The 14851-nt window shown below is 63.9% G+C and carries 10 protein-coding genes; 6 read left to right on the top strand and 4 right to left on the bottom strand.

What is annotated here, in order from left to right:
* Positions 1-135 precede the first annotated feature (135 nt).
* On the top strand, positions 136-618 hold the full coding sequence (locus ACR65N_RS14105; protein WP_430304550.1) for an Hsp20 family protein: 483 nt from the start codon (positions 136-138) through the stop codon (positions 616-618).
* Positions 619-696: 78 nt separating this feature from the next.
* Here ACR65N_RS14105 and ACR65N_RS14100 read toward each other — a convergent pair whose 3' ends face one another.
* Positions 697-1695 carry a bile acid:sodium symporter family protein gene (locus ACR65N_RS14100; protein ID WP_440457524.1) on the bottom strand — a complete coding sequence of 333 codons (999 nt, stop codon included), beginning with the start codon at positions 1693-1695 and terminating at the stop codon, positions 697-699.
* A gap of 88 nt (positions 1696-1783) precedes the next feature.
* On the opposite strand from ACR65N_RS14100, the gene ACR65N_RS14095 reads away from it, so the two are divergent.
* On the top strand, positions 1784-2644 hold the full coding sequence (locus ACR65N_RS14095) for a LysR family transcriptional regulator (RefSeq protein WP_430304548.1): 861 nt from the start codon (positions 1784-1786) through the stop codon (positions 2642-2644).
* An 18-nt stretch (positions 2645-2662) separates the two neighbouring features.
* Here the strand turns inward: ACR65N_RS14095 and ACR65N_RS14090 are convergent, their stop codons facing one another.
* A complete protein-coding gene (locus ACR65N_RS14090) occupies positions 2663-3715 on the bottom strand; it encodes a threonine aldolase family protein (protein WP_440457523.1) in 1053 nt (350 codons plus the stop codon).
* A 416-nt stretch (positions 3716-4131) separates the two neighbouring features.
* Here ACR65N_RS14090 and gltB point away from each other — a divergent pair, with 416 nt between their 5' ends.
* The 3 genes from gltB (at position 4132) to ACR65N_RS14075 (ending at position 11144) form a co-directional block, all read left to right on the top strand.
* Positions 4132-8850 (top strand): glutamate synthase large subunit, encoded by a 4719-nt coding sequence (gltB, locus tag ACR65N_RS14085; protein WP_440457522.1) that lies wholly within the window; start codon positions 4132-4134, stop codon positions 8848-8850.
* A gap of 177 nt (positions 8851-9027) precedes the next feature.
* Complete coding sequence (locus ACR65N_RS14080) at positions 9028-10482, top strand: glutamate synthase subunit beta (protein WP_440457521.1); 1455 nt, start codon at positions 9028-9030, stop codon at positions 10480-10482.
* A 74-nt stretch (positions 10483-10556) separates the two neighbouring features.
* Positions 10557-11144: a nucleoside 2-deoxyribosyltransferase gene (locus ACR65N_RS14075; RefSeq protein WP_440457520.1), complete on the top strand. Its 588-nt coding sequence runs from the start codon at positions 10557-10559 to the stop codon at positions 11142-11144.
* Between the two features lie 7 nt (positions 11145-11151).
* On the opposite strand, the gene ACR65N_RS14070 is transcribed toward ACR65N_RS14075, so the two are convergent.
* Positions 11152-12336 (bottom strand): SGNH/GDSL hydrolase family protein, encoded by a 1185-nt coding sequence (locus tag ACR65N_RS14070; RefSeq protein ID WP_440457519.1) that lies wholly within the window; start codon positions 12334-12336, stop codon positions 11152-11154.
* A gap of 77 nt (positions 12337-12413) precedes the next feature.
* On the bottom strand, positions 12414-13577 hold the full coding sequence (locus ACR65N_RS14065; RefSeq protein ID WP_440457766.1) for a lytic murein transglycosylase: 1164 nt from the start codon (positions 13575-13577) through the stop codon (positions 12414-12416).
* Positions 13578-13900: 323 nt separating this feature from the next.
* On the opposite strand from ACR65N_RS14065, the gene galU reads away from it, so the two are divergent.
* Positions 13901-14785, top strand: a complete 885-nt coding sequence (gene galU / locus ACR65N_RS14060) for a UTP--glucose-1-phosphate uridylyltransferase GalU (RefSeq protein ID WP_440457518.1) — start codon at positions 13901-13903, stop codon at positions 14783-14785.
* Positions 14786-14851 lie beyond the last annotated feature (66 nt).

Raw genomic sequence — 14851 nt, 5'->3', positions numbered from 1 at the left:
GTCTTGAAGCCGAATTTTGGGCTTCCCATCTGTTTGTCACGGACGCCGAAAGGGTCCGTGACAGCGGCCGGGGCAGCCATTCGGGGCGCCGGCCGGACCATTGAAAACCGCAAACGTCGCTTCCAGGAGGACACCATGCGTCACGTCGATTTTTCGCCGCTCTATCGCTCCACCGTCGGCTTCGACCGTCTCTTTTCCATGCTCGACGGCGTCAGCCAGCCCGAGCAGGCACAGACCTACCCGCCCTACAACATCGAACGGACTGGCGAGACCACCTACCGCATCACCATGGCGGTGGCCGGCTTCGATGAAAAGGAACTCAGCATCGAGGCCCATGCCCATGTGCTGAGCGTCAAGGGCGAGAAGTCTGAAGAAGATGGCGCCGAGAAGAGCGAATACCTCTATCGCGGCATCGCAAAGCGCGCTTTCGAGCGCCGCTTTCAGCTGGCCGACCACGTCGAGGTTCAGAGCGCATCGCTGAAGAACGGTCTGCTGCACATCGACCTGCTTCGCAACATTCCCGAAACGCTGAAGCCGCGTCGCATCGCAATCGCAGCCGACGTCGTGGAAACCGCAAAGACGATTGATGCCCAGCCTGCACCGCAGCAGGTGAACTAAGGCTCCATCACCTTCAGGGTTCTTGAAGGGCCTCTCCCGGCAACGGGAGGGGCCTTTTGCGTACGCCCGGAGCTGGCGTCAGACGACTTCCGACTGGACTGCCATCGGTACCGCGGTCGCGGCCTTCCGCGTCGCATATTTCTGGGCGATCACGGCGCAGACCATCAGCTGGATCTGGTGGAAGAGCATCAATGGCAGGACGATGGCGCCGATGCTCTGGCCGGCGAAGATGGCGCCCGCCATGGGCACGCCCGAGGCAAGGCTCTTCTTCGATCCGCAGAAGGTGATGGTAATCTCGTCTTGCTTGTTGAAGCCGAGGAGCCGGCTGCCGAACATCGTGATGCAGAGGACGACGGCGAGCAGGGCGATGTCGAGGCCGATCACGACGCCGATGTCGGTGATCGAGAAGGTCTGCCAGAGCCCTTCGTTGACGGATTCGCTGAAGGCGAGATAGACGACCATCAGGATCGAGCCGCGGTCGACGGGCGACAGCAGTTTCTTTTTTGAGCGGATCCACTTGCCGATCCACGGTTCAAGAACCTGGCCGAGGACGAACGGCGCCAGAAGCTGCAGCAGGATGGTTTCCAGCGCATCAAGCGAGAAGCCGGCGGTGCCGCTGGTGGTCATCATCAGGCCGACCAGAAGCGGCGTCAGGAACATGCCGAACAGGTTGGACGCCGATGCGGAGCAGATCGCGGCGGGCACGTTGCCACCGGCAATCGAGGTGAAGGCGATCGACGACTGGACGGTGGAGGGCAGCACGCAGAGAAACAGAATGCCGACATACAGTTCCGGCTTCAGGATGTCCGACGGCACGAAACCCAGGCCGAGGCCGAGCAGCGGGAAGATCGCATAGGTGACCGCAAGGATCGTCAGGTGCAGGCGCCAGTGCAGGACACCGGCGATCACCACGTCACGCGACAGGCGGGCGCCGTGCAGGAAGAACAAAAGGGCAATCGCGCATTTGGTGGCGATGCCGAAATACGCGGCGAAATCGCCCTGGGCGGGCAGCAGCGAGGCTATGATGACCGTCAACACCAGCATCAGGGTGAAACGGTCCGGCAGGAAACGGCTCATGATGGATCTGTCCTCAGAGAATGGACCTCAGCCCTTGCTCATCATGAAGCAAGATGCAACCACTAACAGTTATCATGGATCGTGATCGATGCTGAACCTGACCCATCTTGCGAGCTTCGTTACGCTGAACGAGACCGGCAGCTTCACGCTGGCCGCCGAGCGGCTGGGACTGGGGCAGCCGACGGTCACACAGCATATCCAGCGGCTGGAAACCGCGCTCGGGCGGCAGCTCATCGACCGCACCACGCATCAGGTACGGCTGACGACGGAGGGCGAGGCACTGCTCGGTTACGCGCGCAGCATGCTCGACATGAACGGCAAGGTGATGTCGCTGTTCGGCGAGAGCCGGTTGCGCGGTCGGCTGCGGCTCGGCGTCTCCGAAGACGTGGTCGCCAACCGGCTGACCGGCATCCTGGAAGACTTCATCCGCCTCTATCCGCTCGTTGACCTTGAGCTGACGGTGGCACTCAGTGCCAATCTCTATCAGATGCAGGAGCTCGGCGAACTCGATTTGGTGCTCGCCAAGCGGCATATCGGCGAAGCGCACGGGCGGCTGATCTACCGCGAGCCGCTGGTCTGGCTGGCGCGCGACGCCGACCTTCAGCGTCTGCGCGACGCCGAGATCCTGCCGCTGATCGCCTTTCCGGCGCCGAGCATCACCCGCAAGGCGGCACAGCTGGCGCTTGACCGGGAAAAACGTGCGTGGCGGATCGTCTGTACCTGCGGCAGTCTTGCCGGGCTGACTGCGGCGGCGCGGGCGGGAATGGGTGTTCTGGTCCAGCCTCGCAGCATGGCGCCGTCCGGCCTCCGGGAGATTTCCGGAGACAGGCTGCCGGTGCTCGGTGACGTGGAATTCGTGCTGGTGCCGCGGCGTGGCGCCGATGCGGCATTGGTCGAGGCGCTGTCGAACCTCATCGTCAAACGCATCACGCCGCAGGGTGCGACGTGATGCGGGTCTCGTGGCGGTTCAGCCGGCGGCGATGACGTCGAGGAAGGCGTCGACGTCTTCCTTCTCGGTCGCAAAGCTGGTGACCAGGCGGATCAGCTGCTCATGGCCCTGGACGGGTTCGGCCATGTCGTGCGGCTCCAGCCAGTCGTAGAACTTGGCGCCCTTGTCCTGGGCGGCCTTGGCCGTGTCCTTGGGAATGACGGCGAAAACCTCGTTCGAGCTGGTTGGCCAGGCGACGCGGGCGCTGTTGGAGGCGGCAAGCCCGCCGCGCAGCCGGTCGGCCATCGAATTGGCGTGGGCGGCAAGGTTCAGCCACAGATCGTCCTGCAGGTAGGCCTCGAACTGCGCGGCAATGAAGCGCGACTTCGAGAACAGTTGCGCCGAGCGCTTGCGGATGAAAGGCAGTTCCTTTGCCATCGCCGGATCGAAGAAGACGATCGCTTCGGCGCACCAGCAGCCGTTCTTGGTGCCGCCGAAGGACAGCACGTCGACGCCGCGCTTCCACGTCATCTCGGCCGGCGTCGCATCAAGCTGCACCAGGGCGTTGGCAAAGCGTGCGCCGTCCATGTGCAGCGGCAGGCCATGGTCGTGGGAGATGCGGGCGATCTGCTCGATCTCGTCGAGCGTGTAGATCGTCCCCACTTCGGTCGCCTGGGTCATCGACACCGCCGTCGCGCGGCCGTGGTGGACGGCATCCTGCGGATAGCGCGCAATGCGGCTCGTCAACTGCTTCGGGTCCATCTTGCCGAGCGCGCCATCAACCGGCGACATGCGCATGCCGCTGAAGAAATCCGGTGCGCCGCATTCGTCCTCGATGACGTGGGCCTCGGCATGACAGAAGGCCACGCCGCCCGGCTTTGCCAGGCTCGCAAGGGCCAGGGAGTTGGCGGCGGTGCCGGTCGCGACGAAGAAGACGGCGACCTCGCGCTCGAAGATTTCGTTGAAGCGCTTCTCGATCGCCTGATCGAGGGCGCTGGTGCCGTAGGCGGCGGCAAAGCGGGTCGATTCCCGCATCAGCCGCTCATTGATCGCGGGATGGGCGCCGGCCCAGTTATCCGAAGCAAAGAACATGGAAGATGACTTTCAGTGCAGGTGAGGGAGGAAGCCGGACATTAAGCCGATCCACTGTCGGATCAATAGGGTTTCGCCTCCGAGCCGTCAGACGACCATTGCCACGGCAAGGATGAACAAGGCCCGGCGGAGAATGGAGCAATATTCTGTCTCCGTGGTTCGGTTTGCGGTAACTTGAGAAAAAGATCCCCTTCGGATTTTGCGCGGGCGGCCTTGCGTGGGAACACGATCTCTGCCATAAAAATCTGGAAGTAGGGCAGTCATGCTGTCCTATTTTACGCATTTGACCCGCAGAAATGGTTAACCTTCTCCTTCCGGTTGGCTGTATCCTGCGGTGCACACGTCGACGACAGCACAGATTGCGGGTGTCATGGACGGGCAACTCTCGCCTCAGGCAAACGACAGGAGGAATGACGATGACCAAGACAGACGCACTCAACGGACCTGCCGCAGGCAAAGCCGTGGACGCTGCCGCTTCGGTTCCCGCTTCGTTTCCGGGCCTGCCGCAGCGCCAGGGGCTCTACGACCCGCGCAACGAGCACGATGCCTGCGGCGTCGGCTTCATCGCCCACATGAAGGGCCAGAAGTCACACCAGATCGTCAAGGACGGGCTGTTCATCCTCGAGAACCTCACCCATCGCGGTGCCGTCGGCGCCGATCCTTTGATGGGCGACGGGGCGGGCATCCTGGTGCAGATCCCCGACCGCTTCTTCCGCGAGGAGATGGCCAAGCAGGGCATTACCCTGCCGAAGGCCGGCGAATATGCGGTCGGCCATCTGTTCATGCCCCGCAAGCCTGAAGAGATCGAGCATTACAAGCAGGTCGTGAAGGACGTCATCGCCGAAGAGGGGCAGCAGTTCCTCGGCTTCCGCGACGTGCCGGTCGACAACGCGTCGCTGTCCAAGGCGCCGGAGATTGCAGCCACCGAGCCGCATCACTGTCAGGTCTTCATCGGCGCCGGTCGTGACGCGGCGACCAATCCCGACTTCGAGCGCAAGCTCTTCCTCATCCGCAAGGTCATCTCCAACCGCATCTATGATGCGTTCGGCGGCGTCGACATGGGCTTCTACCCGGTCTCGCTGTCGTCCTCGACGATCGTCTACAAGGGCATGTTCCTCGCCTACCAGGTCGGCGCCTACTACAAGGACCTGTCGGATCCGCGTTTTGAGACGGCCGTTGCGCTCGTTCACCAGCGCTTTTCCACCAACACCTTCCCGTCGTGGAAGCTCGCGCACCCGTACCGCATGGTCGCCCACAACGGCGAGATCAACACGCTGCGCGGCAACGTCAACTGGATGGCCGCCCGCCAGGCCTCGGTCTCTTCGCCGTTCTTTGGTGAAGACATCTCGAAGCTCTGGCCGATCTCCTACGAGGGCCAGTCCGACACGGCCTGCTTCGACAACGCGCTGGAATTCCTGGTGCGCGGCGGCTATTCGCTGGCGCATGCGGTGATGATGCTGATCCCCGAAGCCTGGTCCGGCAACCAGTCGATGTCTCCGGAGCGCAAGGCGTTCTACGAATACCATGCAGCGCTGATGGAGCCTTGGGACGGCCCGGCAGCCGTCGCATTCACCGACGGCAAGCAGATCGGCGCGACGCTCGACCGCAACGGCCTGCGCCCGGCCCGCTACGTCGTCACCTCCGACGACCGCATCATCATGGCTTCCGAGGCCGGCGTCCTGCCGGTACCGGAAGAAACCATCGTCAAGAAGTGGCGCCTGCAGCCGGGCAAGATGCTGCTCATCGACATGGAGAAGGGCCGCATCATTTCCGACGAGGAAGTGAAGAGCGAGCTTGCCACCAAGCATCCCTACAAGAACTGGCTGGCGCGGACGCAGATCATCCTCGAGGAACTGAAGCCGGTGGAGCCGCGGGCGCTGCGCCGCGACGTCTCCCTGCTCGATCGCCAGCAGGCGTTCGGCTACACGTCCGAAGACACCCGCATCCTGATGTCGCCGATGGCGACGACCGGCCAGGAGGCCATCGGCTCGATGGGGACCGACACGCCGATCTCGGCGATGTCGGCCAAGTCGAAGCTGCTCTACACCTACTTCAAGCAGAATTTCGCGCAGGTCACCAACCCGCCGATCGATCCGATCCGCGAAGAGCTGGTGATGAGCCTCGTCTCGTTCATTGGGCCGCGCCCGAACATTCTCGACCATGACGGCATGGCGAAGGCGAAGCGCATGGAAGTGCGCCAGCCGATCCTCACCAATGGCGACCTGGAGAAGATCCGCTCCATCGGCCACATGGAGGACCATTTCGACACCAAGACGCTCGATTTCACCTATGACATCGAACGCGGCGCCGAAGGCATGCCCGGCATGCTGGATCGCCTGTGCGAGCGCGCCGAAGCGGCGGTCAAGGGTGGCTACAACATCATCGTGCTGTCCGACCGCCAGATTGGTCCGGACCGCATCGCGATCCCGGCTCTGCTGGCGACGGCGGCCGTCCACCATCACCTGATCCGCAAGGGTCTGCGCACCTCGGTCGGCCTCGTGGTGGAATCCGGCGAACCGCGCGAGATCCATCATTTCTGCTGCCTTGCCGGCTTCGGTGCCGAGGCGATCAACCCGTATCTCGCCTTCGATACACTGATCGACATGCACAAGAAGGGCGAATTCCCGAAGGAGGTCTCGGAGGAGGAGGTCGTCTACCGCTACATCAAGGCGGTCGGCAAGGGCATCCTCAAGGTCATGTCCAAGATGGGCATCTCGACCTACCAGTCCTATTGCGGCGCGCAGATCTTCGACGCCATCGGCCTGTCGTCGGAGCTCGTCAACAAGTACTTCTTCGGCACGGCAACGACCATCGAGGGCATCGGCCTGACGGAGATCTCGGAAGAAACCGTCGCCCGCCACCTGTCGGCGTTCGGCAAGGATCCGATCCTCGCTTCGACGCTCGATATCGGTGGCGAATATGCCTACCGGATGCGCGGCGAAAACCACGCATGGAGCCCGGACGCCGTTGCCTCGCTGCAGCACGCCGTGCGCGGCAACAGCCAGGAGCGTTACCGCGAGTTCGCCGGGATGGTGAATGATACGGCGCTCAGGATGAACACCATTCGCGGGCTGTTCAAGATCAAGGGCGCAGCCGACATCGGCCGCAGCCCGGTCTCGGTCGACGAGGTCGAGCCTGCCGTCGATATCGTCAAGCGCTTCTCGACCGGGGCGATGTCCTTCGGCTCGATCAGCCGCGAGGCGCACACGACGCTGGCGATTGCCATGAACCGGATCGGTGGCAAGTCGAACACCGGCGAGGGCGGCGAGGAGAGCGATCGCTACCTGCCGCTGGCCAACGGCAACCAGAACCCGGAGCGCTCGGCGATCAAGCAGATCGCCTCCGGCCGCTTCGGCGTGACGACCGAATATCTGGTCAACGCCGACATGTTGCAGATCAAGGTGGCGCAGGGCGCCAAGCCCGGCGAGGGCGGCCAGCTGCCCGGTCACAAGGTCGATGCGACGGTCGCCAAGACCCGCCACTCGACCCCGGGCGTCGGCCTGATCTCGCCGCCGCCGCACCACGACATCTATTCGATCGAGGATCTGGCACAGCTGATCTTCGACCTGAAGAACGTCAACCCGGAAGCCGATGTCTCCGTGAAGCTGGTCTCGGAAGTCGGCGTCGGCACGGTTGCCGCCGGCGTCGCCAAGGCGCGCGCCGACCACATCACGGTTGCCGGCTTCGATGGCGGCACCGGCGCGTCGCCTCTGACTTCGCTGAAGCATGCCGGCAGCCCCTGGGAGATCGGCCTTGCTGAAACCCAGCAGACGCTGGTGCTGAACGGCCTGCGTTCGCGCATCGCGCTGCAGGTGGACGGCGGCCTGAAGACCGGCCGCGACGTCATCGTCGGGGCGCTGCTGGGCGCCGACGAGTTCGGATTTGCCACGGCGCCGCTGATCGCTGCCGGCTGCATCATGATGCGCAAGTGCCACCTCAACACCTGTCCGGTCGGCGTTGCGACGCAGGACCCGGTCCTGCGCAAGCGTTTCAAGGGCACGCCGGAGCACGTCATCAACTACTTCTTCTTCGTTGCCGAAGAGGTGCGCGAGATCCTCGCCTCGCTGGGCTTTACTCGGCTCGACGACATCATAGGTGCCTCCGAGCTTCTGGAGAAGGACGAGATGCTCGCCCACTGGAAGTCCAAGGGGCTGGATTTCTCAAAGATCTTCCACAAGGTCGCCGCGCCGAAGAGCGCCACCTACTGGACCGAGCGGCAGAAGCACCCGATCGACGAGGTGCTCGACCGCAGGATGATCGAAAAGGCTATGCCGGCGCTCGAGAGCAAGGAATCGGTGGTCTTCGAAGTGCCGATCAAGAACGTCGACCGCTCCGCCGGCGCGATGCTTTCCGGTGCGCTTGCCAAGCGCTGGGGCCACAAGGGGTTGAAGGACGACACCATCCACGTGACGCTGCGCGGTACGGCCGGCCAGTCGTTCGGCGCCTTCCTTGCCCGCGGCATCACCTTCGATCTGGTGGGCGACGGCAACGACTATGTCGGCAAGGGCCTGTCGGGCGGCCGGATCATCGTCCGCCCGCCGGAGAACTCCAGGCTGGCGGCTGAAAACGCCATCATCGTCGGCAACACGGTGCTCTACGGTGCCATCACCGGCGAGTGCTACTTCCGCGGCGTGGCCGGCGAACGCTTCGCCGTGCGCAACTCGGGTGCGGTTGCCGTCGTCGAAGGGGTCGGCGACCACGGTTGCGAATACATGACCGGCGGCATCGTCGTCGTGCTTGGCGAAACCGGACGCAACTTTGCCGCCGGCATGTCGGGCGGCGTCGCCTACGTACTCGACGAGCAGGGCGATTTCGCCAAGCGCTGCAACATGGCGATGGTCGAACTCGAACCGGTTCCGGAAGAGGACGACATGCTGGAGAAGCTGCACCACCACGGCGGCGACATCATGCACAAGGGACGCGTCGACGTAACCGAGGACATGACCCGGCACGACGAGGAGCGGCTCTACCAGATGGTCTCCAACCATCTGCACTACACGGGCTCGCTGCGCGCCAAGGAGATCCTCGACCGGTGGACCGAGTACCGCCCGAAATTCCGCAAGGTCATGCCGGTCGAGTATCGCCGTGCACTGGAGGAAATGGAGCGCATGCGGATGGGTGTCGCTGCGGAGTAATTGGGTCCGCCCCTCACCCCGCCTCCGCTTCGCTCGGCGCACCCTCTCCCCGCAAATGGGGCGAGGGGAGCACGCAGAAGTTGCGGCGGAGGTCCTTCTCTCCGCCAAAGCGAGGAGAAGGTGCCGGCAGGCGGATGAGGGGCCCTTCGAAACACAGGATTGGATTAGGGGTTATACATGGGCAAGGTTACGGGTTTCATGGAAATTGACCGGCAGGTGGCAAAATACCAGCCGGCCTCGGACCGTATCCGCCACTTCCGCGAATTCGCCATCCCGATGTCGGATGCGGAGGTCACCAAGCAGGCGGCGCGCTGCATGGACTGCGGCATCCCTTATTGCCACGGACCGACCGGCTGTCCGGTGCATAACCAGATCCCGGACTGGAACGACCTCGTCTACAACAACAAGTGGGAGGAGGCGATCCGCAACCTCCACTCCACCAATAACTTTCCGGAATTCACCGGCCGCGTCTGCCCGGCGCCATGCGAAGAAGCCTGCACGCTGAACCTCGAAGATGCGCCGGTCGCCATCAAGACGGTCGAGCAGGCGATTGCCGACAAGGCCTATGAGCTCGGCTTCATCGCGCCGCAGCCGGCCACCATCCATACCGGCAAGAAGGTCGCCGTCATCGGGTCCGGACCTGCCGGCCTGGCGGCTGCCCAGCAGCTCGGCCGTGCCGGCCACGAGGTGCATGTCTTCGAGCGCGAGAGCAAGCCCGGCGGGCTGCTGCGCTACGGCATCCCCGACTTCAAGATGGAGAAGAACTTCATCGATCGCCGCGTCGAACAGATCAAGGGCGAGGGCGTGACCTTCCATTGCGGCGTCAATGTCGGCGTCGACATGACGATGCAGCAGTTGCTCGCCGATCACGATGCGGTCGTCTACTGCGGCGGCTCGGAAACCCCGCGGCCGGCAGGCATACCGGGCGTCGACCTGCACGGCGTTTATGACGCGATGCCCTATCTGGTGCAGCAGAACCGCCGCGTCGGACGCGAGAACATCGACAGCGTCGGCTGGCCGTCGGAGCCGATCCTGGCCGGCGCCAAGCATGTCGTCGTCGTCGGTGGCGGCGATACGGCGTCCGACTGCGTCGGCACCGCGTTCCGTCAGGGCGCCGTCAAGGTGACCCAGCTCGACATCCGCCCGATGCCGCCGGAAAAGGAAGACAAGCTTGCGGTCTGGCCGTTCTGGGCCACCAAGATGCGTACCTCGTCCAGCCAGGCAGAGGGTGCCAACCGAGAATTCCAGGTCGCTACGCTGGAATTCGTCGGCGAGGAAGGCCAGCTGACCGGCGTGCGTTGCTGCCAGGTGGACGAGCGCCGCAAACCGATCGCCGGCACCGACTTCATCATCAAGGCCGATCTCGCCTTCATCGCCATCGGCTTCTCCGGCCCGGCCAAGGATGGCGTGCTGACCGAGATGGACGGCGTGCTGGAGCTGAACACCGACCGCCGAGGCTCGACCAATGTCGTTGCCAACGAGCGCGACTACCGCACCTCGGTGGACAAGCTGTGGGCTGCCGGCGACGTTCGCCGCGGCCAGTCGCTGGTCGTCTGGGCGATCCGCGAAGGCCGCCAGGCGGCACGGGCCGTCGACCAGGCGCTGATGGGCAGCACCGTCCTTCCGACCTGATCAACCTCGTCTCCCCTCAGCCCGGCCACCCGCCGGGCTGATTTCGTTTTGCCAGACCGCTGCCGGGGCCGGACATGACCGTGAAACTGTACCTTGCCGGCCCTGAAGTCTTCTTGCCGAACGCCCGCGAGATCCTCGATGCAAAGGCGGCGATGACGCGCGAATACGGTTTCGAGCCGATCTGCCCGGGAGACATCTTCATCGAGCCGGCGCCGACACGCCACGAATTCGGCCTGAAGATCAGCGCCGTCGACGAGGCGATGATGGATCGCGCCGACGGCGTGATCGCCAATCTTACTCCGTTTCGGGGCATCGCCGCCGATGTCGGGACGGCGTTCGAACTCGGCTACATGTGCGCGCAGGGCAAGCTGGTCGCCGCCTACACGAACATGACCGCCAACCATTTTGCGCGGACCCGCGACTTCTATGCCGGCTATGTGCGGGAAGGATCGGACGGCCGCAAGCGCGGGCCGGACGGGCTGTCGATCGAGGATTTCGAGATGATCGACAACCTGATGCTGGATGGCGGCATCAGGCGCCGGGGTGGCCATATCGCGGTTCACGACGCGGCACCGGACGCACTCTATACGGACCTGACGGGCTTCAAGGAGTGTCTCTCGATGCTCGCCGCCGCACGCCTGCAGGAAGCCGGGCGTCGTTAGTGCACCGTCAGGGCGTGGTGCCGGTTACGGTTGCGCTGTAATAGTCGACCCGCCCGACAGGCGCTTCCGGCAACTGGCCCCTGGTGAGCAGCAGGTTGCGGGGCGTCTCGGTGATCGACGGCTGCGGCGAGGTTCCGCCGAGGAGGTCGCTTCCGCCGTCGAGTTCCGGATCGGAGAGGCTGATCGGCTGGCTCGGCACCGCGGCTTCGGCTTCCGGCGGCAGGCTCGACAGGATCGGCAGATTGCCGGCATCGAGGCGAATGAGATCGCCGATACCAAGCTCGCCCAGATGACGGCGCGCGACCTTTTCCACATAGAAGGCCAGCTTGCGCTTGCCTGCTTCGGTAAATCCGATGCCGTCGGCGCTGCGCAGCCTGACCTGCTGGCCGTTGATATCCGAGCCGGTGACGATGAACTGGCCGCTCTCGCTGACAAAGCCGTCCCAGATGTCGATGAACTCGCCTCCGGCCTTTTCGACGGCCTGCCGGTAGATGCCGTTGAGGGTGACGGCGTCGGCGGTCAGCGACGGTGACTGAAATGCCGGCAGGCCGACCCACAGCAGCGGCAGCTTCTGCTGCTGAACGAGGCTGGCGACGCGCCCAACGCGCGCATCATATTCGGCCAGCCAGGCATCGGTGCGAAATTTCTCACGCGTTTCGCCAATGGTCATCGCCTGCCGGTCGTTGGCGCCGATCATCACCACAACCATCGCCGGCTTGAACTCGTTCATCAGTGCCGGCAGTTCCTGCGGCCAGTCGTGGAAATCCTGGCGCACGAGACCGGAAGAACCGGATCCCTTCTCGACCACGAGGACCGAAGGATCCTCGGCGAAGGCGGCTTCCAGCCCCTTGGCGACGCCCAGCGCGGTAAAGTCGCCGACCACCAGGATCTTGCGGGCATTCTCCATCTTCTCGACCGGCGCGGGTGCCGTCTCGGCCTTCACCGCCGGCGCACGCGCGGCAGGAGCAGCAGGCCGGGAGGGAGAGACGATGGCCGGCTGGCGGCTGCGCTGGCGACGCGGCTCCCGTTCGATGATCGATGGCTGGCGACGTTGCTGCGGCGGGTCGTTGAAGATCATGTCGAACAGCGTCCGCCGCTGCTGGGCGGATGCGGGCGTCAGATCGGCAGCGGCAACGAGGAGAACGGCGCCCATGGCAATGCCGCGGCGAAGGAACAGCCTTCCGCTCAACATCTGCCTCGTCTCCTCTGTTCGCCGCGCCGGCTGTTGATGGCCGACGCCCGCCTATGTGGCGCGCGCCCGGCGGCTCGTCAATTGCGCAAAGCCTTCAGCAGGCCCTTCGACGGCTCGCCATCGCTCTGCATGCCGAGACGCGACTGGATGGCGCTGATGGCGGCCTTCGAGCCGGAACCGAAATTACCGTCGATCTCGCCGTCGTAATAGCCCATTTCCTTCAGCCGGCTCTGCAGCTCGAACTTCTCGCGAATGTCCAGCGTGCCGTTCGGGCGCGGCCAGGACTGCATCATGCCGCCATGCCCGGCAATCTCGTCGGCGAGCAGGCCGACCGCGAGCGCGTAGCTGTCGGCGGCGTTGTAGCGTTTGACGACGAAGAAGTTCTTCAGCATCAGGAAGGCCGGACCGTTTGACCCGCCGAGCAGCTTCAGTTCGGCGCGATCGCTGGCGCGCGGAAAGCCCTTGCCGTTCGGCCGGATAAAGCCGAGGGCTGCCCACTGCGTCAGGGTCTTCGTCTGCCCGGCATAGCGAGCGGCACCCGCCGGCATGACGGCTTCGTAGCCCCAGGTATGGCCAGACTGCCAGCCGTTCTTCGCCAACAGGTTGGCGGAGGTGGCGAGCGCGTCGGGGACCGAGTTCCAGATGTCGCGGTGTCCGTCGCCATCGGCATCGACGGCGTAGAGCAGGTAGCTGGTCGGGATGAACTGCGTGTGGCCCATGGCGCCGGCCCAGGAACCGGTCAGGTGGTTTGGCGTCACGTCGCCCGACTGGAGGATCCTCAGGGCGGCGATCAGCTGGGTGCGAGCGAACTTGGCGCGCTTGGGGTCGGCCCAGGCGAGCGTTGCCAGGGCCTGCGGCACGTGATGCAGCCGGTCGCGGTTCTCGAGGACGGCACCGTAGTTCGATTCCATCGACCAGATGGCGAGCAGGATGTGCTTGTCGACGCCGAAGTGTTTTTCCAGCGCTGCAAGCGTGCGCCCGTGACGCGACAGCATCTCGCGGCCGATCTTGACCGTATACGGGTTGACGCGGGAATCCAGGTAATCCCAGATCTGCGACTTGAACTCCGGCTGGTAGCCGGCCTTGTCAAGCACGTCCTTGTCGGGTCCGCTGATGCCGGCAAACGCCTTGTTATAGGTGGAGCGGCTGATGCCGCTGGCAGCCGCGGTGCCGTAGAATTCGCTGACCCATGCCTTGAAACCTGCGTCGGCTTTGGCATCTATGCCAGTGGTCGCTAACATCAGGGCAGCGAGGGCGGAGAGCGCGAGGCGATGGGTGCTGAGAAGTTTCATCGGCAATCATGTTCCTTCATCTATCCGGTCTCAAACTGTGCCAGGATCGGGAACGACGCCCTGGCTTCGCGACAGGGTAGGATGATAGGTGTCAACAAATTCTTTACCATGTGGACACGCTTTTGTCATTCGTCGTGAAAAGGTACAGATTGACAGCTACCAGCCATGGCGTTCGACGCCGAAGGACAGCCAGCCGTGGCGCTTGACGCCATAAGATTTGCCAGTGGTGGCGCATGACGCCACATGAATTCTAAGTGCTTTAGGAGGCATGAGTGGGACAACAGAAGATCCGTAAAGCCGTATTCCCCGTCGCAGGTCTGGGAACGCGTTTTTTGCCGGCGACCAAAGCCGTCCCGAAGGAAATGCTGACGGTCGTGGACAAGCCCGTCATCCAGTATGTCGTCGATGAAGCGGCGGAAGCCGGCATCGAGCATTTCGTCTTCGTCACCGGCCGCGGCAAAGGGGTCATCGAAGACTACTTCGACATCCAGTTCGAGCTTGAGCAGATGCTGCGCGAGCGCAACAAGAACGCCGAGCTTACGCTTCTCGCCGATCTCCTGCCGACCGCCGGCACGGCAAGCTTCACCCGCCAGCAGGTTCCGCTCGGCCTCGGCCATGCCGTCTGGTGCGCCCGCGACATCGTCGGCGACGAGCCGTTCGCGGTTCTGCTTCCCGACATGATCATGTCGTCGGAGAAGAGCTGCCTCAAGGGCATGGTCGAGGTCTACGACAAGACCGGCGGCAACGTGCTCGCGGTCGAGGAATGCGATCCCGACCAGGCGCACAAGTACGGCATCGTCGGCGTTGGCGACAAGGTCGGCGACGAAGGCTTCAAGATCACCAAGATGGTCGAGAAGCCGGCCAAGGGCACGGCGCCGTCGAACTTCTTCATCAATGGCCGCTACATCCTTCAGCCGGAGATCTTCAAGATCCTCGAGACGCAGGAACGCGGTGCCGGCAACGAGATCCAGCTCACCGACGGGATGCTGTCGCTCGCCAATTCCCAGGACTTCTCGGCCTACCACTTCAAGGGCGAGACCTATGACTGTGGCGCCAAGGATGGCTTCATTCTCGCCAACCTCGCTTTCGCCCTAAAGCGCGACGACATCCGTCCGCTGATCGAGGGTCCGCTGAAGACGATCACCGGCAGGCTCTGAGCCGCTTCAGCAGCAGATAACGACGTGAAGCCCTGCGGCATGCCGCAGGGCTTTTTTCATGGGCAA

Source organism: Rhizobium sp. SAFR-030 (assembly GCF_059415005.1).
This window is presented reverse-complemented; position numbering and strand designations above follow the sequence as displayed.

Bases quoted from the DNA above. Each gene is read 5' to 3' on its own strand.
- ACR65N_RS14105 (WP_430304550.1), top strand. From the start codon at position 136: ATGCGTCACGTCGATTTTTCGCCGCTCTATCGCTCCACCGTCGGCTTC.
- ACR65N_RS14100 (WP_440457524.1), bottom strand. From the start codon at position 1,695: ATGAGCCGTTTCCTGCCGGACCGTTTCACCCTGATGCTGGTGTTGACG.
- ACR65N_RS14095 (WP_430304548.1), top strand. From the start codon at position 1,784: ATGCTGAACCTGACCCATCTTGCGAGCTTCGTTACGCTGAACGAGACC.
- ACR65N_RS14090 (WP_440457523.1), bottom strand. From the start codon at position 3,715: ATGTTCTTTGCTTCGGATAACTGGGCCGGCGCCCATCCCGCGATCAAT.
- gltB (WP_440457522.1), top strand. From the start codon at position 4,132: ATGACCAAGACAGACGCACTCAACGGACCTGCCGCAGGCAAAGCCGTG.
- ACR65N_RS14080 (WP_440457521.1), top strand. From the start codon at position 9,028: ATGGGCAAGGTTACGGGTTTCATGGAAATTGACCGGCAGGTGGCAAAA.
- ACR65N_RS14075 (WP_440457520.1), top strand. From the start codon at position 10,557: ATGACCGTGAAACTGTACCTTGCCGGCCCTGAAGTCTTCTTGCCGAAC.
- ACR65N_RS14070 (WP_440457519.1), bottom strand. From the start codon at position 12,336: ATGTTGAGCGGAAGGCTGTTCCTTCGCCGCGGCATTGCCATGGGCGCC.
- ACR65N_RS14065 (WP_440457766.1), bottom strand. From the start codon at position 13,577: ATGTTAGCGACCACTGGCATAGATGCCAAAGCCGACGCAGGTTTCAAG.